This window comes from Methylopila sp. 73B (genome assembly GCF_000526315.1).
GTDB lineage: Bacteria > Pseudomonadota > Alphaproteobacteria > Rhizobiales > Methylopilaceae > Methylopila.
Window position 1 is genome coordinate 3482226 of the sequence record NZ_JAFV01000001.1, and the last position, 20410, is coordinate 3502635.

General features: G+C 71.7%; 22 protein-coding genes. 9 read left to right on the plus strand and 13 right to left on the minus strand.

Features of this window, described 5'->3' with window-relative positions; translation table 11 throughout:
• Nucleotides 1-170: 170 nt before the first annotated feature.
• The 3 genes from pgm to K244_RS0116700 form a co-directional block, all read right to left on the minus strand.
• On the minus strand, nucleotides 171-1817 hold the full coding sequence (gene pgm, locus K244_RS0116690; RefSeq protein ID WP_020187429.1) for a phosphoglucomutase (alpha-D-glucose-1,6-bisphosphate-dependent): 1647 nt from the start codon (nucleotides 1815-1817) through the stop codon (nucleotides 171-173).
• Between the two features lie 140 nt (nucleotides 1818-1957).
• Nucleotides 1958-2461: a TIGR02281 family clan AA aspartic protease gene (locus tag K244_RS0116695; RefSeq protein WP_020187430.1), complete on the minus strand. Its 504-nt coding sequence runs from the start codon at nucleotides 2459-2461 to the stop codon at nucleotides 1958-1960.
• 126 nt (nucleotides 2462-2587) lie between these two features.
• On the minus strand, nucleotides 2588-3433 hold the full coding sequence (locus K244_RS0116700; RefSeq protein ID WP_020187431.1) for a DUF1194 domain-containing protein: 846 nt from the start codon (nucleotides 3431-3433) through the stop codon (nucleotides 2588-2590).
• A 153-nt stretch (nucleotides 3434-3586) separates the two neighbouring features.
• On the opposite strand from K244_RS0116700, the gene K244_RS0116705 reads away from it, so the two are divergent.
• Genes K244_RS0116705 through upp form a run of 4 tightly spaced genes read left to right on the plus strand, consistent with a single transcriptional unit; the run spans nucleotide 3587 to nucleotide 6777 of the window.
• Nucleotides 3587-4003, plus strand: a complete 417-nt coding sequence (locus tag K244_RS0116705) for a cytidine deaminase (RefSeq protein ID WP_020187432.1) — start codon at nucleotides 3587-3589, stop codon at nucleotides 4001-4003.
• The gene (locus tag K244_RS0116710) at nucleotides 4000-4803 is read left to right on the plus strand and encodes a purine-nucleoside phosphorylase (RefSeq protein ID WP_020187433.1); all 804 of its coding nucleotides are present in this window, start codon (nucleotides 4000-4002) and stop codon (nucleotides 4801-4803) included. The genes K244_RS0116705 and K244_RS0116710 overlap by 4 nt, the downstream gene beginning before the upstream one ends.
• Nucleotides 4793-6115, plus strand: coding sequence for a thymidine phosphorylase (gene deoA, locus K244_RS0116715; protein ID WP_020187434.1), 1323 nt, complete (start codon nucleotides 4793-4795; stop codon nucleotides 6113-6115). The genes K244_RS0116710 and deoA overlap by 11 nt, the downstream gene beginning before the upstream one ends.
• 32 nt (nucleotides 6116-6147) lie before the next feature.
• Nucleotides 6148-6777, plus strand: coding sequence for a uracil phosphoribosyltransferase (gene upp / locus K244_RS0116720; protein WP_020187435.1), 630 nt, complete (start codon nucleotides 6148-6150; stop codon nucleotides 6775-6777).
• Between the two features lie 863 nt (nucleotides 6778-7640).
• Here the strand turns inward: upp and K244_RS0116725 are convergent.
• Together K244_RS0116725 and K244_RS0116730 are read right to left on the minus strand one after the other, a co-directional pair.
• Nucleotides 7641-9323 carry an acyl-CoA dehydrogenase family protein gene (locus K244_RS0116725; RefSeq protein WP_020187436.1) on the minus strand — a complete coding sequence of 561 codons (1683 nt, stop codon included), beginning with the start codon at nucleotides 9321-9323 and terminating at the stop codon, nucleotides 7641-7643.
• Between the two features lie 38 nt (nucleotides 9324-9361).
• Nucleotides 9362-10321, minus strand: coding sequence for an EamA family transporter (locus tag K244_RS0116730; protein ID WP_020187437.1), 960 nt, complete (start codon nucleotides 10319-10321; stop codon nucleotides 9362-9364).
• Nucleotides 10322-10506: 185 nt separating this feature from the next.
• Between K244_RS0116730 and K244_RS0116735 the strand changes: the two genes are divergently transcribed.
• Both K244_RS0116735 and K244_RS0116740 read left to right on the plus strand, forming a co-directional pair.
• Nucleotides 10507-11397, plus strand: a complete 891-nt coding sequence (locus K244_RS0116735; protein WP_245259786.1) for a YihY/virulence factor BrkB family protein — start codon at nucleotides 10507-10509, stop codon at nucleotides 11395-11397.
• Between the two features lie 122 nt (nucleotides 11398-11519).
• Entirely contained in the window at nucleotides 11520-11945 is a 426-nt protein-coding gene (locus K244_RS0116740; RefSeq protein WP_020187439.1) for an OsmC family protein, read from the plus strand.
• 163 nt (nucleotides 11946-12108) lie between these two features.
• On the opposite strand, the gene K244_RS0116745 is transcribed toward K244_RS0116740, so the two are convergent.
• Together K244_RS0116745 and K244_RS0116750 are read right to left on the minus strand one after the other, a co-directional pair.
• Nucleotides 12109-12660, minus strand: a complete 552-nt coding sequence (locus K244_RS0116745; RefSeq protein ID WP_036305826.1) for a cytochrome b — start codon at nucleotides 12658-12660, stop codon at nucleotides 12109-12111.
• Nucleotides 12602-13483 (minus strand): RibD family protein, encoded by an 882-nt coding sequence (locus K244_RS0116750; RefSeq protein ID WP_020187441.1) that lies wholly within the window; start codon nucleotides 13481-13483, stop codon nucleotides 12602-12604. The genes K244_RS0116745 and K244_RS0116750 overlap by 59 nt, the downstream gene beginning before the upstream one ends.
• A 198-nt stretch (nucleotides 13484-13681) precedes the next feature.
• Here K244_RS0116750 and K244_RS0116755 point away from each other — a divergent pair, with 198 nt between their 5' ends.
• The gene (locus K244_RS0116755; protein WP_020187442.1) at nucleotides 13682-14347 is read left to right on the plus strand and encodes a carbonic anhydrase; all 666 of its coding nucleotides are present in this window, start codon (nucleotides 13682-13684) and stop codon (nucleotides 14345-14347) included.
• 25 nt (nucleotides 14348-14372) lie between these two features.
• Complete coding sequence (fae, locus tag K244_RS0116760) at nucleotides 14373-14912, plus strand: formaldehyde-activating enzyme (protein ID WP_020187443.1); 540 nt, start codon at nucleotides 14373-14375, stop codon at nucleotides 14910-14912.
• A gap of 15 nt (nucleotides 14913-14927) precedes the next feature.
• On the opposite strand, the gene K244_RS0116765 is transcribed toward fae, so the two are convergent.
• From K244_RS0116765 to K244_RS0116785, 5 genes are all read right to left on the minus strand, one after another.
• A complete protein-coding gene (locus K244_RS0116765) occupies nucleotides 14928-15350 on the minus strand; it encodes a periplasmic heavy metal sensor (RefSeq protein ID WP_020187444.1) in 423 nt (140 codons plus the stop codon).
• Nucleotides 15350-15766, minus strand: a complete 417-nt coding sequence (locus K244_RS22135; protein ID WP_020187445.1) for a hypothetical protein — start codon at nucleotides 15764-15766, stop codon at nucleotides 15350-15352. The genes K244_RS0116765 and K244_RS22135 overlap by 1 nt, the downstream gene beginning before the upstream one ends.
• Before the next feature lies 1 nt (nucleotide 15767).
• Complete coding sequence (locus tag K244_RS0116775) at nucleotides 15768-16385, minus strand: sigma-70 family RNA polymerase sigma factor (RefSeq protein ID WP_051460152.1); 618 nt, start codon at nucleotides 16383-16385, stop codon at nucleotides 15768-15770.
• Between the two features lie 44 nt (nucleotides 16386-16429).
• Nucleotides 16430-16942: an EF-hand domain-containing protein gene (locus K244_RS22805; protein WP_020187447.1), complete on the minus strand. Its 513-nt coding sequence runs from the start codon at nucleotides 16940-16942 to the stop codon at nucleotides 16430-16432.
• Between the two features lie 81 nt (nucleotides 16943-17023).
• On the minus strand, nucleotides 17024-17659 hold the full coding sequence (locus K244_RS0116785) for a uracil-DNA glycosylase family protein (RefSeq protein WP_020187448.1): 636 nt from the start codon (nucleotides 17657-17659) through the stop codon (nucleotides 17024-17026).
• A 101-nt stretch (nucleotides 17660-17760) separates the two neighbouring features.
• Here K244_RS0116785 and K244_RS0116790 point away from each other — a divergent pair, with 101 nt between their 5' ends.
• Nucleotides 17761-19281, plus strand: a complete 1521-nt coding sequence (locus K244_RS0116790) for a HAMP domain-containing sensor histidine kinase (protein WP_020187449.1) — start codon at nucleotides 17761-17763, stop codon at nucleotides 19279-19281.
• Nucleotides 19282-19292: 11 nt separating this feature from the next.
• Here the strand turns inward: K244_RS0116790 and K244_RS0116795 are convergent, their stop codons facing one another.
• Nucleotides 19293-20306: an LLM class flavin-dependent oxidoreductase gene (locus K244_RS0116795; protein ID WP_024816566.1), complete on the minus strand. Its 1014-nt coding sequence runs from the start codon at nucleotides 20304-20306 to the stop codon at nucleotides 19293-19295.
• Nucleotides 20307-20410: the final 104 nt, after the last annotated feature.

Consider the following 20410-nt stretch of genomic DNA (forward strand, 5'->3'; position numbering starts at 1 on the left):
CGCACCCCACCCGGCCGGGCTTCGCCCGTCCACCCTCCCCTGTCCCAGGGGAGGGACCGCCCGCGTTTCGATTTCCAGCGGCGGGGAGCGCGGCGCGGGAATCCCTCCTCGCGCCGCAGGCGTGGGGAGGGTGGCCTCGGCCGCAGGGCGCGAGTTCGAGTCGCGCGCCCTCAGCCCCCCAGCACCTTGGTCACGATCTCGCGCGCCTCGGTCTGGATGCGGGCGAGATGCTCCGGGCCGATGAAGCTTTCCGCATAGATCTTGTAGACGTTCTCCGTGCCCGAAGGCCGCGCGGCGAACCAGCCGTTCTCGGTCGTCACCTTCACGCCCCCAAAAGCCTCGCCGTTGCCGGGGGCGTTCGTCAGCCGGGCGAGGATCGGCTCGCCGGCGAGCTCTTCGCCCGGAATCTGCTCGGGCGAGAGCTTCTTCAGCACCGCCTTCTGCTCGGGCGTCGCGGCGGCGTCGACGCGGGCGTAGACCGGCGCGCCGAGTTCGCGCGTCAGGTCCTCGTAGAGCGCGCCGGGGTCCTTGCCCGTCACCGCGGTCATCTCGGCGGCGAGCAGGCCGAGGATCAGCCCGTCCTTGTCCGTGGTCCAGACCGAGCCGTCGCGCTTCAGGAAGGTGCCGCCCGCGCTCTCCTCGCCGACGAAGCCGAGCGAGCCGTCGGTCAGGCCGTCCACGAACCATTTGAAGCCGACCGGCACCTCCACGAGCTTCAGGCCGAGCGAGGCGGCGACCCGGTCGATGATCGAGCTCGACACCAGGGTCTTGCCGATGGCGGGCGAGCCCTTCCAGTCCGGCCGGTGGCGGTAGAGGTAGGCGATCGAGGTCGCGAGATAGTGGTTCGGGTTCATCAGCCCGGCGGAGGGCGTCACGATCCCATGCCGGTCGGCGTCGGGGTCGTTGGCGAAGGCGACGTCGAACCGGTCCTTCAGCGCGATCAGCGACGCCATGGCGTAGGGGCTGGAGCAGTCCATGCGGATCTTGCCGTCCCAGTCCGCCGTCATGAAGCCGAAGGTCGGGTCGACGCGGTCGTTGACCACGGTGAGGTCGAGCCGGTGGCGCTCGGCGATCGGCGCCCAGTAGGGCAGCCCCGCGCCGCCGAGCGGATCGACGCCGATGCGTACGCCCGCCGCCCGGATGGCGTCGAGGTCGACCACGTTCGGGAGGTCGGCGACGTAAGGGCTGATGAAGTCGTGGCGGGAGACGTTCGGCAGGCGCAGCGCGCGCTGCAGCGGAATGCGCTTCACGTCCCTGAGGCCGCCGGCGATCAACTCGTTCGCGGTCTTTTCGATCCAACCGGTGATCTCGCCGCCGGCCGGCCCCCCGTTCGGCGGATTGTACTTGAAGCCGCCGTCCTCCGGCGGATTGTGCGAGGGCGTGATCACCACGCCGTCGGCGAGCCCTCCCGTCCGCCCGCGGTTGTAGGCGAGGATGGCGTGGCTCACGACGGGCGTCGGGGTGTAGCCGAGCGCCTCGTCCACCACGGTCTCGACGCCGTTCGCGGCGAAAACCTCGACCGCGCTTGCGAAGGCCGCCTCGGACAGCGCGTGGGTGTCCTTGCCGACGTAGAGCGGGCCGTCGATCCCGGCCTTGGCGCGCCACAGGCAGATGGCCTGGGCGACGGCCAGCAGGTGGGTCTCGGTGAAGATCGCGTCGAGCGAGGAGCCGCGGTGGCCGGAGGTGCCGAAGGCGATGCGCTGCGCCGGAACGGCGAGGTCCGGTTCGCCGGTGAAGTAGTCCGTCATCAGCTTGGGGACGTTCACCAGCCAGGACGGCTCCGCCGGCTTGCCTGCGCGTTCGCTGATCTCGGCCATCGTCGTCTCCGCGTCGTTCGGGGCTCTCGTTGCGCGGGAGTTATAGGACCGAATGGGCCGCGGGCGCGGCGGCGGCGAAAAAAGTCCGGCGGGGCGGGATGAGGCGAGGCTGCTCGCAGCCGGCTCCCGGCGCGCGCGGACTACCGCTCCAGCGTCAGGCGTCCGGCGTTGGCCTCCATGCGGCGGAGGCGACTGAGGAAGCTCATGCCCAGCAGGGCGCCGTCCATGGCGCCGCGGGTCAGCACCAGCGCGGCCACGTCGCGCACGATGATCGACCCCAGCCGGACGTCGCGCAGCACCACGCGCTTGGCGCCGACCTGGCCGTTGGCGGTCGAGGCGGTCACGTCGAACCGGTCGCCGCCGGCCACCAGCCCGAGCGCCTGGCCCTGCTCGTAGGACAGCGCGACGACGCTGGCCCCGGTGTCGACCAGCACGGGCACGCGACGGCCGGAGATCAGCGCCTCCGTGCGGTAGTGCCCGTCGGGGCCGGCGCGCAGCGTGAGGACGCCGCCGTCCGCCACGTCGGGCGCCTTGGCCGTCGCCGGGCGCGCGGAAGCCGCCGTTGGCGTCGTCTGGGCGCGCTCCAGCAGCTGCGGCGCGACGAACGCGGCGCCGGCCACCAGACCGGCGGTCACGACCAGCATCTTTATCACGCGCAACCTCTCCCGGACCGGCGGCTCTCGATCGAGCCTCCGGCGCCGGGATGAGGGCGGGGTTAAGCGGCGCGCGTCCTCTCGCGGGATGGTGAACCGGAGGTCAAGACGCGCGCCTCAGTTCCCGAAGCGGTCGCGCCAGAGCTGCTCGCCGACGGTGCAGGACGACGGGCCGGCGAGCCCCGCGGCGGGCGTCGGCCGCGGCTCCGCGGGGAGTTCGGGCGTCGCGGGCGGGAGCCCCGCGATCTCCATCACCAGCTTCGTGCGCACCGCGTCCGGAAACTGGTCGACCGAGCGCACCGGCAGCACGAAGGCGCCGGGGCCGCCAATGACGCAGTCGCGGTAGTAGGCGTCGAGGTCGCCGAGATCCATCATGGCGGCGCTCGGCCGCTTGAGCATCAGCGGCAGGCCGTTGATGACCACCCCGCGCTCCAGCACCTCGTCGCGCACGCGCTCGACCATCTCGCCCTGGTTGTTCGGCCCGTCGCCGGAGACGTCGATCACCTTGCGCAGGCCGCGTGCGCCGCTCGCCTCGAAGGCGCGGGCGGCGTAGGCGAGGGCGCCCGAGATCGAGGTGCGGTAGGCCCGCCGCAGCGGCTGCGCCGCGAGCGCCGCGGCGAAGGCCTGCGCGCTTTCGGGGCCGTCGATGATGCGCCAGGGAACGATCGTCGCCTGCTCCTCGGAGCCGGCCCATTCGACGTAGGTGACCGCGATGCGGCCGAGCATGCCGTCCCGGATGGCGTCCAGCACCGGCTTCGACACGATGGCCGCGCCGTAGCCCTCGCGCTGCACCTGCTGCTCTTCGGTGTCCATCGAGTAGGAGATGTCGACGGCGAGCACCAGCTCAAGGTCGACGTCGGTCTCCGCGGGCTGCGCGGCGAACGCGGCGGAGCCCGCGAGCGCCGCAAGCGGAAGGACTATCCGGATCGACGCCCGGAGCGCATGCGCCGCGATCGCACCCATGCAGCCAAGCCTCCCTGAAGCCCGTCATGGCGGATACCTACCAAGGTGCCACCGCTGTCCGAGCAGCGCCAGCGGATAAGCGGCGCGGCCGGCTGGCCCCGGCGCGCGGGGGCGGTCTATGCTGCCCGCCCCGCCGCAGGACCGAACGACCGCATGACCGACGCGCCGCCCGTGGCCGCCCTGTTCGACGCCGCGGTCGCGGCCCGGGCCGCGGCCTATGCGCCCTACTCGCGGTTCCGCGTGGGCGCGGCGCTCGCGACGCCCGAGGGCGCGATCCACGCCGGCTGCAATGTCGAGAACGCCGCCTATCCCGTGGGGACCTGCGCCGAAGCCGGCGCGATCGCGGCGATGGTCGCGGCCGGCGGCCGGCGGATCGCGGCGATCCTGGTGCTCGGCGACGGCCCCGCGCTCTGCGCGCCCTGCGGCGCCTGCCGCCAGCGCCTCCGCGAGTTCGCGGCCGACGAGACGTACGTGCTGGTCGCGGGCCCCGAGGGCGTGCGCGCCCGCTTCACCTTGGGCGAGCTGCTGCCGGCCTCCTTCGGCCCCGCGAACCTCGGGACGCAGCCATGACCTCCGCCGCCGACCGGATCCGCGGGCTCATCGGCGACGCCGCCGTCGAGACCGCGCTGGTGCTCGGCACGGGCCTCGGCGTCGTGACCGAGCGGTTCGAGGACGCCCACCGCATCGCCTTCGCCGACCTTGAGGGCTTTCCCGCGACCGCCGTCTCCGGCCACGCCAAGCGCGTCGTCATCGGGACGTTCGCTGGCAGAAGGGTCGTCGCGCTGGAGGGTCGCGCGCACCCCTACGAGACCGGCGACGCCGCCGCGATGCGGCCGGCCTTCGCCACTCTGAAAGCGCTTGGGGTCCGCCGGATCGTGCTGACCAACGCCGCCGGCTCGCTGGACCCCGCGACGCCAGCGGGCGCGCTGGTCGCGATCTCCGACCACATCAACCTGACGGGCCTCAACCCTCTGGTCGGCCTGGCCGGCGACGAGCGCTTCGTCGACATGGTCGACGCCTATTCGCCGCCGCTCCGCAGCGCGCTGGCGGCGGCCGCCGCCACGGAGGGCGTTCCGCTCGGGGAGGGGGTCTACATGTTCTTCCCCGGCCCGAGCTTCGAAACGCCGGCGGAGATCCGCGCGGCGCGGGTGCTGGGCGCCGACCTCGTCGGGATGTCGCTCGCGCCCGAGGCGGTGCTGGCGCGCTGGTTCGGCTTCGAGCTCGCCGCGATCTCGGTCGTCACCAACCTCGCGGCCGGGCTCGGCGCGCAGGGGCTGAGCCACGCCGAGACCAAGACGGCGGCCGCCGGCGGCGCGGAGGCGCTGACGCGCGTGCTGACGCGGTTCGTGGAGGGGCTGGATGGCCTCTGACCTTCCGCCGCAGGAGATCCTGCGCCGCAAGCGCGACGGCGCGCGGCTCTCGGCCGGGGAGATCGGCGCGCTGGTCGCCGGCGTCGCCTCGGGCGACTTGAGCGACGCGCAGGTCGGCGCCTTCGCGATGGCGGCCTTTCTCCGCGGGCTCGACCGCGACGAGACCGTGGCGCTGACGCGCGCCATGACCGCCTCGGGCCGGACCCTGACCTGGGACGACCTGCCGGGCCCCGTGGTCGACAAGCATTCGACCGGCGGCGTGGGCGACACGGTGAGCCTGCTGCTGGCGCCGGCGCTCGCGGCCTGCGGCGCCTATGTGCCGATGATCGCCGGCCGCGGCCTCGGCCACACCGGCGGCACCGTCGACAAGCTGGAGGCCATCCCGGGCTACGCCGTGCGGCCCGGCCTCGACGCCCTCTGCGCGACGGTGCGCGACGTCGGCTGCGCCATCGTCGGCCAGACCCCGGACCTCGCGCCCGCCGACGGCCGGCTTTACGCCGTCCGCGACGTGACCGGCACGGTCGAGGCGATCCCGCTGCTGACCTCGTCGATCCTGTCGAAGAAGCTCGCGGCGGGCCTCGGCGGCCTCGCCATGGACGTGAAGACCGGCTCGGGCGCCTTCCTGCCGGACCACGACGACGCCCGGCGGCTGGCGGTCAGCCTCGTCGAGGTGGCGCGGGGCGCGGGGTTGCCCACGGTCGCGCTGCTCACCGACATGGACCAGCCGCTGGCGCACGTCGCCGGCAACGCGCTGGAGGCCGCGCACGCCGTCGCGATCCTCGCCGGCCGCCGCAGCGACGCGCGGCTGATGGAGGTGACCTTGGCGCTCGGCGCCGAGGCGCTGCTGCTCGCGGGCCTGACCGACGACGCCGAGGCCGGCCGCGCGACGCTGGAGCGCGCCTTCGCCTCGGGCGCGGCGGCCGAACGCTTCGCCCGGATGGTCGCGGCGCTCGGCGGACCGGCCGACCTGATGGAGCGCCCGGACGCGCATCTCGCGGCCGCCCCTGTGGTGGTCGAGGTCGCGCCGGAGACCCCGGGGCGGGTCGTGCGGATCGAGGTCCGGGCGCTCGGCCTCGCGGTCGTGGGTCTCGGCGGCGGCCGCACCCGGCCGGACCAGACGATCGATCCCGCGGTCGGGCTCGACCAGCTTGCGCCCCTGGGCGCCGAGGTGGGGCCCGGGCGGCCGCTCGCGCGGGTTCATGCGCGTGACGAGGCTGCGGCCGACCGCGCCGCCGCCGCCGTTCGGCGCGCCTACGAGATCGGCGCCGGCGCGGTCGCGGAACGGCCGCTGATCCAGGAGCGGATCGCGTGAACAGTCCAGATGCGGGGAGCTTGGGGGCGACGATGGCGCAGGTGACGGTGATCGACCATCCGCTGGTGCAGCACAAGCTGACCCTGATGCGGGACAGGGAGCGCTCGACCGCGGACTTCCGCATGCTGCTGCGGGAGATCTCGCTGCTGCTCGCCTATGAGGTGACCCGCGACCTGCCGATTGAGCTGGTCGACATCGAGACGCCGGTCGCGCCGATGCGCGCGCCGAAGATCTCCGGCAAGAAGCTGGTGTTCGCCTCGGTGCTGCGCGCGGGCAACGGGCTGGTGGACGGCATGCTCGACCTCGTGCCGGCGGCCCGCGTCGCCCATGTCGGCCTCTACCGCGACCACGACACGCTCGAGCCTGTCCAGTACTTCTTCAAGGCGCCCGCCGGCCTCCAGGACCGGCTCGTGATCGTGGTCGACCCCATGCTCGCGACCGGCAACTCCATGGTCGAGGCGGTGGAGCTGATGCGCCGCAAGGGCGCGCGCGACATCCGGGCGCTATGCCTGCTGGCCGCGCCCGAGGGCGTGAAACGGTTCGTCGAGGCCTGCCCGGGGGTGCCGCTGTTCACCGCCGCGATCGACGAGCGGCTGAACGAGCTCGGCTACATTGTCCCGGGCCTTGGCGACGCCGGCGATCGGCTCTACGGCACGAAATAGGATCTGCAGATCGGAAAGAGCGGGTCGACGACGCGCGAAACGATGTGTGGCGGAACACAACGGCTATCCCCCGATTGGCCGTCGCGTTCCGCCGACACGTCCCTGACGGGACCTCCTTAGGCGACCAATTGTTGCGTCAAAGGGCTTGCCTTCGACATATCATCGCCTGCTTATGACCAGAATGATGCCAAAATTAAGCCGCGTCAATCGCTGAGATAGGGAGTCGCCTAGACAATTTTTGCGCGATTTAGACACACGAATGCAATCTTCGGGATCAAGATGCGCCATCTCAAGCGTGGGGTGAAGCGCGTCTAGGTTATTGTTGTTTATAGGAAAGAATTCTCGTCTCGATCTCGAGGGCAAGTCGAACGGCGATCGGCATGGCGTCCGCCAGTCAGGGATGCAGTCCTGTCCTAATCCACAGATTTATCTTGTAGACCAGAAGCCCGCCATCTACGCTTTCCAGCAAGGTCGCACCGCCGCCGGGACCGAAGCAGATGGACCGCCGGCGAAGCGTTCCCAAGGCCCCACCCGACCCCGGCTGCGCCGGGGCCACCCTCCCCACGCCTCCGGCGCGAGGAGGGATCCCCGCGCGCCGCTTCTCACGGCTGGAAATCGAGACGCGGGCGATCCTCCCCTGGGACAGGGGAGGGTGGACGGGCGAAGCCCGGCCGGGTGGGGTGGGTCGCGGCAGCGGGCGCATCCAACGCCCGAGACCCCACCCGACCCTTCGCTTGTCGCGAAGGGCCACCCTCCCATGCCTGCGGCGCGATCGCCAGCGACGCGCTCCGCGTAAGGCGCGCGCAAAGGCGTGGGCGGATCAGGCTCTAGGACTCACCCGACAGGCTCACAGGTTCGAGCCCTCAGGCCCCCTGCTCCAGCAGGCGGCGGGCGATGACCTGGGCCTGGATCTCGGCCGCGCCCTCGAAGATGTTGAGGATGCGGGCGTCGCAGAGCACGCGGGAGATCTGGTACTCGAGCGCGAAGCCGTTGCCCCCGTGGATCTGCAGGGCGTTGTCGGCGGCGGCCCAGGCGATGCGGGCGGCGAGCAGCTTCGCCATGCCGGCCTCGAGGTCGCAGCGGTGGTCCTTGTCCTTCTCGCGCGCCGCGAAATAGGTGATCTGGCGCGCGATCTGGACTTCGACCGCCATCATCGCGAGCTTGTCGGCGACCCGCGGGAAGGCGACGATCGCCTTGCCGAACTGCGCGCGCTCCTCGGCGTAGCGCAGGCCGATGTCGAGCGCCGACTGCGCCACGCCCACGGCGCGCGCCGCGGTCTGGATACGGGCGCTCTCGAAGGTCTTCATGAGCTGCTTGAAGCCCTCGCCCTCGACGCCGCCGAGCAGGTTCGCGACCGGGACTTCAAAACCGTCGAAGCCGATCTCGAACTCCTTCATGCCGCGATAGCCCAGCACCTCGATCTCGCCGCCGGACATGCCGGGCGCCGGGAACGGGTCGCCGTCGGTGCCGCGCGGCTTTTCGGCCAGCAGCATGGAGAGGCCGCGATGGCCGCGCTCGTTCGGGTCCGTGCGCACCAGCAGCGTCATCAGGTCGGCGCGGACGGGATGGGTGATCCAGGTCTTGGCGCCGTTGACCTTGTAGACCTCGCCGTCCCGGGTGGCGCGGGTCTTGAGGCTCGCGAGGTCCGAGCCGGTGTTGGGCTCGGTGAACACTGCGGTCGGCAGTATCGAGCCGTCGGCGAGCTTCGGCAGGAAGTGCGCCTTCTGCTCCTCGGTGCCGCCGCCCATGATCAGCTCGGCCGCGATCTCGGAGCGGGTGCCGAGCGAGCCGACGCCGATGTAGGCGCGGCTGAGCTCTTCGGAGACCACGCACATGGCCTCCTTACCGAGACCGAGCCCGCCGTACTCCTCGGGGATCGTCAGGCCGAACACCCCGAGTTCGGACAGCTTGGAGATGGTCTCGAGCGGGATGTAGGCGTTGGCGAGGTGCCAGGCGTGGGCGTAAGGGGCGACTTCGGCCTCGGCGAAGCGGCGCATCTCGTCGCGGAACTGGCCGTGGGTCTCGTCGAGGCCGGAGTCGCCGAAGCCGGCGCGGCCGTCGGCCTCGCGCATCAGGTCGATCAGCACGGCGCGCGCTTCCGCGGTCCCGCCGTCGGCGATCAGCTCGCGCCCGGCGTCGCCCAGCAGCTCGGCCGGGCGGCCGGCGTCGAGGCCGAGATCGGTCGCGCGCAGGATCTCGCCCTGGTTCATCGGGATGCCGCCGATGAGCTGCGCGACGTACTCCGCCGCGCCGATCCGCAGGATCGCCTCCTCGATCGCGCCGTAGCGGCCCTCCTGGGCGAGACGCTCGCTCCAGTGGTGCAGCTCGCGCAGCGCCATGCGGTAGGTCGCGAGCCAGGCGAGGCCGTGGGTCGCCCGCTGCTCGCGCTCGAGCAGCCCCGCGTCGAGCCGATCGCCCTTCAGAACCTTCGCCCGGACCGCCTGAGTCGCTTCCGAAAGCAGCGTGTCGAGCGCCGGCAGGACGGACGCGAGTCGGGCCGCGGGGCTTTCGGCCTCGGCGGCGAGGGGCTTTGCTACGGCGGTCATGCAGGAGGCTCCGATGGCGCGCACGACGTCTCAGCCGATCAGGCCGGCGGTCGCGATCTCTTGGCCGCATCCTCCCCGGCGGGAACGTTCGCCGCAATGCACCCTTCGGCGGACGCAGGCGCGCCGGAGGCCGCGCCCGCCGCAAGCCCGACCCCGACGGCGGCGAGCGCCATGCCCGCAAGCTGCAGCGGGGAGAGCGTCTCGCCGAACAAGAGATAGGCCTGAACCGCGGCGGTCGGGGGCACCAGGTAGATCAGCGCCGCGACGCGCGAGACCTCGCCGCGCTTGATCATCACCAGCATCAGCATGATCGCCGCGATCGAGAGCACCAGGACCGACCACGCCATCGCGAACAGCGTCTCGCCGGTCCAGTCGATGCGGGTGCCGCCGGTCGCCCAGACCACAGGGGCGGTGACAGCGAGGGCGCCGAGGTACTGCGCCGGGGCGAGCGTCCGCAGGTCGGCGCCGGCGAGGGCGCGCTTCTGGTGCAGGGTCGCGGCGGCGACGGCGGCCATGCCGAGCACGTTGGCGGCGATCGGCAGGCCGAGCCCGCCGAGGCCCTCCGTCGCGCCGCCGGCGAGCTTCGGCGCGACCACGGCGGCGACGCCGGCGAAGCCAAGCGCGACGCCGAGCCAGCGACGGGGCCCCAGCCGTTCGCCGAGCAGCGGCCCGGCCGCGAGCGCCGTGAACAGCGGCTGCAGCGCCGCGATGAGCGCCGAGACCCCGGCCGGCACGCCCTGCGACACCGCCCACCACACGCCGCCGAGATAGACTGCGTGGAGCAGCACGCCGTTCAGCAGCGCGTGGCCCCATTCGCCCCACGTCGCCGGCCAGCGGGCGCCGAGCACGAAGGCGAGCGGCGCGAGCAGCGCCGCCGCGCCGACGTACCGGACAATCAGGAACGCGAACGGATCGGCGTGCGGGGCCGCGAGCTTGGCGACGATCCAGCCGGTCGACCAGATCAGGATGAAGACGAGGGGCGTCAGGCGCGCAATCATGACCAGCTCCGGGCGACCCTGTCTCCTCGACCGCTTCGCCGCCGCGCTCAAGCGCAAATCCTTGATGGCTGCATCGCGCGCGGCGATGGCGCGCAGGCGGCCATGGCCGCACGGACTCCATTTCCGCCGCGGCGGCGCTACATTCCCGCCACATGCGCAAAGGTCTGCGGGACGCGTCGGCTTCGGTGGTTTGGCTGGTTTGGGACGCGCTCCAGCGTTTCGAGCGCGACGACGGCTGGGCGATCGCCAGCCACGTCGCGCTGTCGGGCCTGCTGGCGATCTTTCCGTTCCTGATTTTCGTGACCGCGCTCGCGGCGTTTCTGGGCGCGGGCGCCGAGACCTCGACGATCGTCCACCTGATCTTCGACACCTGGCCGTCGGGCGTCGCCATGCCGCTTGCGACCGAGGTTCAGAAGGTCCTGACCACGCCGCGCGGCGGCATCCTCACCATCGGCGTGCTGCTGACGCTGTGGGTGTCGTCCTCCGCGGTCGAGTCGCTCAGGATCGCGCTCGGCCGCGCCTACGCGTCGCCCACGTCGAAGCCGGTGTGGCTCGCGCGGCTGCAGAGCATCTGGTTCGTGCTGCTGGGCGCCTTCGGGCTGGTCGTGGTCGCGATCTTCATCGTGCTGTGGCCGATCCTCTGGGGCTTCGCGCTCACCTACGTCTCGAACTATTTCCCGGAGTACGCCGTCGCTTTGGTGAACCTCGAGTTCATCAGCAATCTCGCGCGCTACGGGCTCACGATCGTGGTGGTGACGACCGGGCTCGTCCTCACCCACCTCTGGCTCCCCGGCGGCCGCCGGAAGGTCAGGGACGTGCTGCCGGGCGTCGCCATCACGGTCGCGCTCTGGATCGCTGGCGCGACCGGCTTCTCGATCTACCTCGCGCGCTTCGCGAACTACGCCTCCACCTACGCCGGGCTCGCCGGCATCATGACGGCGATCGTGTTCCTCAACGTCTCGGCCGCGCTGTTCATCCTCGGGGCCGAGTTCAACGCCGCGCTCGCGGCCCGCCGCAAGGCGCAGTTCGCGGGAAAGCAGCTGAGCGGCCCGGCCGCGGCGCAGCCCGCCGAATGACGGGTTCCCGCACGTCTTCGCACGCGAGCCGTGCGCGCGTCCGCCCCTGACGATCCCCGCCCGCGCCCTAGTTCGTCACTCAACGCCGCCGAAACGGCGGCTGAACCCAAGGAGAGCGACGCATGAAGCGCACCGGTAGCGCCGTTTGGAACGGCTCCGTCAAGGAAGGCTCGGGCAAGGTCTCGACCGAGAGCGGAGCCCTGTCCGACCTCAACTATTCGTTCAAGAAGCGCTTTGGCGACGAGAAGGGCACCAACCCGGAAGAGCTGATCGGCGCGGCCCACGCCTCGTGCTTCTCGATGGCGCTGTCGCTGATGCTGGGCGAAGCCGGCTTCACGCCGGACGAGATCAACGCCTCCTCGGCGGTCTCGATCGAGAGCCAAGGCGGCGGCTTCCAGATCACCTTCATCGACCTCTCGGTCACGGCCAAGGTGCCGGGCATCGACGAGGCGCAGTTCAAGGAGATCGCGACCAAGGCCAAGGACGGCTGCCCGGTCTCCAAGGTGCTGAACGCCAAGATCAACTTCGAGGCCTCGCTCGCGGGCTGAGCTCGACGTGGACGACGGCGTGGGCGCGAGCCGAACGGGTTCGCGCCCCGTGCCCCCACCTTGAGCCGGGACGTGATGGGGTTTCGGGTCTCGTTGGCGCAGCGAACCCCGCCGTCATTCCGGGCGAAGTCCCGGGGCGACGGCGGGCGTAGATTAGGCCGCCTCAGGTCATGCGGGCCAGCACCGCGTCCTTCAGGAAGAACCGGTGATAGAGCGCCGCGGCGACGTGGAGCAGGATCAGGCCGCCGGCGACGAAGCCCAGCGTGCCGTGCACCGCCAGGATCTGCTTCGACAGGTCCTTGTTCTCCGACATGATCCTCGGCATTTCGAACAGCCAGAACACCGGAACCGGCGCGCCGAAGGCGTTGGAGCCGGCCCAGCCCAGGATCGGCATCACCAGCAGGATCAGGTAGAGCGTCCAGTGCACCGCGTGCGACAGGCCGATCTGCCAGCGCGCCAGCGTGGGCTCCGACGGCGGCGGCGGGTTGGTCAGGCGCCACGCCAGCCGGACGATCATCAGCGTGAGGATGACGATCCCGGTCGACTTGTGCAGGTCGTAGATCGTGTCCTTGGTCGGGCCGTCGGGGATGCTGTCCAGCGACAGGCCGACGATGATCTCCGAGATGACGAAGATCGCCACCACCCAGTGCAGAACCTTAGCCGTCGGCGTGTAGCCGCCGGCCGCGGGCGTCATCGTCGATGCCGTCAACGTCATCGCTTACCCCTCCCTCTGCGCGCCGGTTCTCCGCCGAGCGCCGCATGTCGCAGTCAAACAGGATGTCTTCGCCGAGCGAAAACGCCGCGGCGGCCGGCCGGCGCGCGAGGTCGAGCCGGTCGATCGGCGCAAGCGCGAGGCCCGCGCGCCCCGAGCCGACCAGCAGCGGCGCGACCATCACATGCAGCCTGTCGACCATGTCCGCCCCGATGAAGGCGGACACCGTGGAGGCGCCGCCTTCGATCAGCACCCGGCGCAGCCCGCGGCGTCCGAGCGCGGCGACGACGTCGCGCGGCTCGATGCGGCCCGCGGCGGCCGGGAGATGAACCGTCTCGACGCCCGGCGCGTCGCAATGGGGCGCGCCCTCCGCGCGGATCACGATGCGCCGCGTCCCGTCGTCCGCGAGCATGCGCGCGGCGGCCGGCAGGCGACCCGCGGGGTCGATCACGACGCGCGCCGGCGAGACGCCCTCGACCCTTCGCACCGTGAGCTGGCAGTCGTCGGCGCAGACCGTTCCGACGCCGACCACGACCGCGTCGACCAGCGCCCGCAGCCGGTGCAGGTGATCGAGGCCGCCGGGGCCGTTGATGTAGTGCGAGGCGCCGGTGACGGTGGCGACGCGGCCGTCGAGCGACTGCCCGATCTGGGCGATCACCGCGGCGCGTGGCAGCGCGACCGGCCCCAGCATCCGCAGCAGGGGGTGGGCGCGAAGATGCGCGGGCGGCGTCGCGCCCTGGCGCACGGCCCGAACGGCCGCCCAGGCTGCGGCGTCCAGCGCGTCGTCCTTCGGCTCGAGAGCCTCGGGCGAGGCGGATGCGGTCATCGGCGTCCGATCCTAAAGGCGGCGTTGCTCACGCCCTCGAACGGTTCCAGATAGACCCGCCGCGGCGTTCGGCCAGACGGCTCGCGCGAAGATGAGGCCGCGACCCTCTGCGCGATTGACGAGCGCCCGACCGGCATGGTCCGTGCGGCCACAGCAATCACGGTTTCGACCTTACGCGGCGACAGGGGGCAGCGGTTCATGAACGACGGTCACAGCCCCGCGACGACGCCCGGGCGGGCGGGGTCGCTGGACGCTCTTTTCGACGGCTACCGGCGGTTTCGCGCCGAAGCTTGGCCCGAGCTGCAGCGCCGTTTCGAGCGCCTCGCCCAAGGCCAGTCGCCGAAGGTGATGGTGATCGGCTGCTCGGACAGCCGCGTGGATCCGCAGCAGATCCTGGGCGCGGCGCCGGGACAGCTGTTCGTGCTGCGCAACGTCGCGGCGCTGGTCCCGCCCTACGCGCCCGACCAGGCGCATCACGGCGCGAGCGCCGCGGTCGAGTTCGCGGTGCGGGTGCTTCAGGTTCACCGCATCGTCGTGCTGGGCCACGCCGGCTGCGGCGGCGTGAAGGCGCTGTTCCAGGGCGCGCCGGCCGAGGCCTCGGACTTCGTGGTCAGCTGGATGGACATCGCGGAGGAGGCGCGCGCCAAGGTCGACCCGTCGCTCGACTGGGACGCGCGCGAGCGGCTGGCCGAGCAGGCCTGCGCCGAGGTGACCGTCGCGAACCTGATGACCTTCCCCTGGGTGCGCGAGCGGGTCGAGGACGGGTCGCTCGCCATCTCCGCCATGCATTTCGGCGTCGCCAACGGCTGCCTCCGGTGTCGCGACGACGCCCGAGGCGTGTGGTGCGACGTGCCGACGGAATGACGACGACCTTCATAGGAGCTTTCTGATGACCGACATCATCTTCCGCGCCGGCGAGGCGACCGTTCTGGCCGTCGAGGGCCAGGCGACCGACGCGATGCCGGAGGTTCTGATCGGGGCGGTCAACGGCCCGGTCGGCCAGGCCTTCGCCTCGATGCTCGGCCAGAGCGTCGGGCACACCCGCATGTTCGCGGTGCGCGACCTCAACCAGCTGGTCCGGCCCGCCACGCTGATGACGTCGAAGGTGACGATCCCGGGCGCGGAGTACGTCGACCTGCTCGGCGGCGTCGTCCAGGGCGCGATCGCGGACGCGGTGCTCGACAGCGTCATCGACGGGGTGATCCCCAAGGACGTCGTCAACGACATCTGCATCATCGTGACCGTCTGGCTCGATCTCCGCTGCGCGGAGGACCCGAACCTCGACAAGCCCGACCTCTACCGCACGAACTACGAGGCGATGAAGCTCGCCATCAAGCGCGCGATGAACAACGAGCCGACGATCGACGAGCTGATCGCGAACCGCAAGACGATCAAGCATTACGCGCTCGACGGCGTCGTCGAGTACTGAGCGGCGCCTCGCGGCTCAGTCCTTGTCGTCGGTGATCTTCGCGCGGTCGTCCGGCGGCGCGCCGGGAATGGCGGAGGCGATCGCCTCATGGACGATCGCCTGAAGGGCGGAGCTCTTCGCGCGCGCCTCAGCGAAGGCGGCTTCGAGCCGCTCCGGATCGTAGGGCTGGGCCTTCATCGCGACGCGGGTGGCGCGACGGGCGGTGCGGATGTCGTCGAAGGCCGCCTTCAGCTCGTCGCGCCGTTTCTCCAGCGCCGCGCGGATCGCCCCGCCGGTGGCCCCGGGGTAGCGGCCGGAGACGGTCTCGATCGTGTTTTCGATCGTGCGGGGGCCGCGTCCGCGCTCGGCGGTCGCGAACAGATAGCCGGCGCCGCCGAGGTTGAGCGCGACCGAGAGCGCGAGCGCGGCGTAGAGCGCCCAGTGGGGCCGTCGCGCCATCACAGGTCCACGTCGTTGAACGCGACGTCGATGGCGTCGCCGGGATCGTAGCTCGCGCCGGTCGGGCTGGTGGCGAGGCCGAGGCTGACGCCGATGACGACCGCCGCGGCGCAGAGTCCGGCGCTTGCGAGGCCGAAGCGGCCGGGCGAGCCGAACAGCCGGAACCAGCGGTCCTCGCGCCGCGCCGCAATCTCGCCGACGACCCGGAACGCGAAACCGTTGGGCGCGGGCGCCTCTGCGGCGGAGGCGAGCAGCCGCGCGAAGCGCTGCGAATCGCTCTGGAGCGCCCGCGCCTCCGCCGAGCACGCCAGCAGCGCCTCGGCCGACCCGGCGAAGTCCGCCGGCCAGCGCGCGAGGTCCGGGCCGTAGGCGTCGAGCCGGTCGGCGAAGAGGTCGATCTCGGATCCTTTGGTCATCTCAGGCCTCCTCACGCCCGCGATGGCGGGCGCGCAACGTGCGCCGGGCGCGCACGAGCATCGATTCCACCGCCTTCTCCGTCGTCTCCAGCACCGCGGCGATCTCGGCGTTGGAGCGCTCGCCGTCGGCGGCCAGCAGGATCGCGGCCCTCTGGCGGGCCGGCAGGTCGAGGATGTCGCGGCGGACGGCGTCGACCGCATGGCGGTCCCCGAGCGAGCGCTCAGGGCTGGGGTCCTCGGACGGCGGGTCGAAATGGTCCGCGAACGGCAGCATCCGCCGCAGCCGCTCGCGCCGCGCGCGGTCGACGCAGAGGTTGACCACGATGCGGTGCAACCAGGTGGAGAACCGGGCGACGCCCGGCGTCCAGCGGTGGGCGGCCCGCCAGACCCGCCAGAACGCCTCCTGGACGATGTCCTCGGCCTCACTGGCGGAGCCGGTGAAGCGGTGCGCGAGCGCCTGGGCGCGGGGGCCGTGGCGGGCGACGAGCCGGGCGAAGGCCCGCTGGTCGCCGCCCGCGGCGCGGGCGACCAGATCGTCGTCCTCGTCCGCCTCGGCGGGGCCGGGCCGCGGGGGCTCAGGCTCGGACACGGCGCGCCCGACGCGTTCGAGGCTCGCCATGCGGCCGACGCCCGCCACCCCTCAAGCCCCGCCTCGAGCCTCCCTTACTGGGCGACGCGCTTGGCGTCCGCCTTCTCCGCCCGCTTCTGCAGCGTGCCGACGTAGTCGTCGAGCTCCGTCTTCGTCACCTTGCCATCCTTGTCGGAGTCGGCGCGCAGGAGCCAGGGGGCCGCGCTCGCGGCGAACTCGTCGCGGGTGATCTTGCCGTCCTTGTCGACGTCGGCCCGGGCGAGGCGGTCCTTGCGGTTGGCCTTCGCCGGACGGTCGCCGCGGCGTTCCGCCAGGCGGTCGCGGATCGCCTTGGCCTCGGCCTCGTCGATCACGCCGTCCTTGTTGGAGTCGGCCTTGTCGAAGGCGCGCTTGGAGGTCGCCTCAATCTCGGCCTTGTCGACCGCGCCGTCCTTGTTCTTGTCGAGCTTGTCGAAGCGCTTCGACATCATCTCGGCGCGCTTTTGCAGGCGGTCCTGGCGGGCGTCGCCGTCGCCGGCGGCGGCGGAGGCTGCGAGCGGAGCGAGGGCGACGGTCGCGGCGAGAGCTGCGGCGGCGATGCGGATCATGGCGATCTCCTTAATGGGGGTGAAAGCAACGGCCCCTTCGAAGGCTGATACGCGGGACGGGACCGCTCCCTGCGCGCCTTTTCACGTCGCGAGCGCGCTGCGGACCAGCCGGCGCAGTTCGGGAACCAGCTCGGCGTCGAACCAGGGATTGCGCCTCAGCCAGGCGTTGTTGCGCCACGAAGGGTGCGGCAGCGGCAGAACGCGCGGGGCTGCCGCGCGGTTCAGGACGCGGCGCCAGTCCATCACCGCTTCGGTCAGCGAACTTCCGGCGTCTTCCCCCAGATGCCAGCGCTGCGCCGGGCGGCCGACCGCGAGCACCAGCTCGACGTCGGGCAGGGCGGCGAACACCGAGGCCCGCCACGCTGGCGCGCACTCCTTGCGCGGCGGCAGATCGCCGCCCTTGGCGTCCTGGCCGGGGAAGCAGAAGCCCATGGGCGCCACCGCGATCCGGGTCTCGTCGTAGAACTCCTCGTCCGTCACGCCCATCCAGCCGCGCAGCCGCACGCCCGAGGGGTCCGTGAAAGGCATCCCGCTGGCGTGCACCCGCGTGCCCGGCGCCTGGCCGCTGACGACGAGGCGCGCCGAGGCCCGCGCCCGGATGACCGGGCGCGGCTCGTGCGGCAGCGGCGCCCCGCGCGGCGCGTCGCGGCAGATCCGGCAGCGCCGGATCTCGGCCAGCAGGGCGTCGAGGTCGGGTCTCGATTGCACGGCGCTCATTCTGCAATTGATCGGTCGCGTCAGCACCCTTTTAAGCCTTTGACGGTCATCCTCGCCCCAAACGATCTCCGGGCGAGGCGGGACGCGATCTCCACGTGGACATGTTCGATCTTCCGGCCATGCGGGACGCCGAGGGCCGGTCGGGCGAAACGACGACCGAGCGTCGGCGCACGGTGACGGCGAAGGTGCGCGCCGAACGCGAGCGGCTGACCTCCACCACGGGCACCCGTCCGGAGTTCGACGTCGAACTCGCGCGCATCTACGCCCAGAACCGCCTGTCCGCCCTCGCCGTGGTCCTGACGCTCGCCGCCGTCATCGCGGGCGTGGCGACCCTCTGGGCCGAACCGCAGTTCGCGATCGCCTGGTTCGCGACGGTGTTCGCCGGCCACGCCCTGATCGGGCTGTTCGTGAAGCGTTTCATGCGCCAGCCGTCCGAAGGGCTGGACGTGCGCCGCTGGACGACCCGCTTCGTCTTCGCCGAAAGCCTCAACGGCCTCGCCTGGGGATCGATCGTCGCTTTGCTCAGCGGCGGCGAGGACTCCGCCGAGCTGATCTCGCTGTTCGTGATGCTCGTCGGCGTCGCGGTCCCGGTCATGCTCGCCGCGAGCGTGCCGGCGGCGGTCTACGCCGGGACGATCCCGATCGCCGTGGTCGTCGTGAGCGCCTATCTCGCCAAGGGCGGCATAGGCTCCGCGGCGGTCGCGGGCATGACGGCGGGCGTCGAGATCTATTTCCTGCTCCTCGCCCGCAAGCTCTACCGCAACGCGCTCGGCGCGCTGGAGTTTCAGGCGGAGAAGGACGCCCTGATCGGCGAGCTGGAGCAGGCCAAGGCCAACTCCGACGAGGCGCGCCGCCGGGCGGAGGAGGCGAACCTCGCCAAGTCGCGGTTCCTCGCCACCATGAGCCACGAGTTGCGCACTCCCCTCAACGCCATCCTCGGCTTCTCCGAGGTGATGAAGTCGGAGGTCTTCGGCGCCCACGCCGTGCCGACCTACAAGGAGTACGCCGGCGACATCCACCAGAGCGGCCAGCACCTGCTCCAGCTCATCAACGAGATCCTCGACCTTTCGCGGATCGAGGCCGGCCGCTACGAGCTGCACGAGGAGAGCGTCAGCCTGCCTTATGTGGTGGAGGACTGCCACCGCCTGCTGAAGCTCCGCGCCAAGAACCGCGGCATCGCGATCCGGGAGGTCTACGAGGCCAACCTTCCGCCGCTCTGGGCGGACGAGCGCGCGCTCCGCCAGATCACGCTCAACCTGCTGTCGAACGCGATCAAGTTCACCCCGCAGGGCGGCGAGATCCGGCTGAAGGTGGGCTGGATGGCCTCCGGCGGCCAGTACCTGTCGGTCTCGGATTCGGGACCCGGAATCCCTGAGAACGAGATCCCGACCGTGCTCGCCTCCTTCGGTCAGGGCAGCCTCGCCATCAAAACCGCGGAGCAGGGCGCCGGGCTCGGCCTGCCGATCGTGAAGGGGCTCGTCGATCTCCACGGCGGCCACTTCTCGCTGAAGAGCCGGCTGCGGGAAGGCACAGAGGTCATCGTCGCCTTCCCCGCGGCGCGCGTGATGAGCGCGCTCGCGCCGATCAAGCAGTACGCCGACGACCTGCGCCGGGTGGTCTGACGCCATCGGCGTCACGCCGCGACGCGTTCCGCCGCAGCGAGACGGTCGCGCACGAGCGCGACGCCCTCGAGCGAGGCGATGCGCGCCGCGGGATCGAACATGTGGCCGGTCGCCATCAGCTCGTCCGGCTGCAGCCGCGCGATGAAGCGCGCCAGCTCCCGCTCGACCGTCTCGACCGAGCCCACGAAGGCGTAGCGCAGCATCTGCTCGAGGCTCGCCACTTCGCCGGGCGACGCGACGGTTCCGATGTCGTCTACCGGCGGCGGCAGCGGGCCGGGACGGCCGCGGCGCAGGTTCAGGAACGCCTGCTGCTGCGAGGTGAACAGCCGCTGGGCCTCGGCGTCGGTCTCCGCGGTCAGCACGTTCACCGCGACCATCGCGTGCGGCTTCGAAAGCGTCTCCGAGGGCTGGAAGCGCTCGCGGTAGACCGCGAAGGCGGCTTCGAGGTCCGCCGGCGCGAAGTGGGCGGCGAAGGCGAAGGGCAGCCCGAGCATCGCCGCGAGCTGGGCGGAGAAGGTGCTGGAGCCCAGCAGCCAGAGCGGCACGTCGAGGCCCGCGCCCGGCACCGCGCGGATCGCCTGTCCTTCGACGGCCGGCGCGAAGTAGGCCTGCAGTTCGATCACGTCCTGGGGAAAGCGCTCGGCCGCCGCGTTGACGTCGCGCCGGAGCGCGCGGGCGGTCAGCATGTCGGTGCCCGGCGCGCGGCCGAGGCCGAGGTCGATGCGGCCCGGATGGAGCGAGGCCAGCGTGCCGAATTGCTCAGCGATCACCAGCGGCGAATGGTTCGGCAGCATGATCCCGCCGGAGCCGACCCGGATCGAGGAGGTCGCGGCTGCCACATGGGCGATCACCACCGCCGTGGCGGCGCTGGCGATGCCGGTCATGTTGTGGTGCTCCGCCAGCCAGAACCGTTGGAAGCCGAGCCGTTCGGCGGCCTGCGCGTAGGACGCGGAGTTGCGCAGGGCGTCGGCCGCGGTTGAGCCTTCGGCTATCGGCGCGAGATCGAGGACGGAAAACGGGATCATCAAGATCATCCGATCGGGCGCCGCGGCCGGGAGCGCCGGCGTCGCCCGGCGGGCCCCCGCGCGTGACGCGCAGGAGAAAGAGGCCGTCGCGCGTCGCGCGCCGG